1 protein-coding gene is annotated in these 268 nt (G+C 37.7%); it reads left to right on the top strand.

Going from position 1 to position 268, the window contains the following annotated elements; translation table 11 throughout:
* A partial coding sequence (locus VSQ62_RS32355) for a hypothetical protein (protein ID WP_334638797.1) occupies positions 1-268 on the top strand: 268 nt, incomplete at both ends.

Here is a 268-nt window from a genome sequence, read left to right as displayed (position 1 = left end):
AGGGTATAATCTATTTCTCCGGTTAAGGGAATATAAAGAAAGTGAATTATTGTTCCTGCATGACAAACGGGTTCCAGCCAATAATTCCCTATGTGAAAGATTGGCAAGAGTCTACAAACGAAAACAGAAGCAGGCAATTACTCTGCGGAGCCAAGAAAGTTTAAACGATATTTGTAATGGCTTAAGCATAGTCTATTTGTTACGCTCACAAAATGTAGATGTATATCAGAAGATATCAGAAATATATGAACGGAAACGCCCGCCCAAA

It is taken from the genome of Sporofaciens sp. JLR.KK001, from assembly GCF_036941055.1.
In the GTDB taxonomy this organism is placed as follows: domain Bacteria; phylum Bacillota; class Clostridia; order Lachnospirales; family Lachnospiraceae; genus Sporofaciens.
This window is presented reverse-complemented; position numbering and strand designations above follow the sequence as displayed.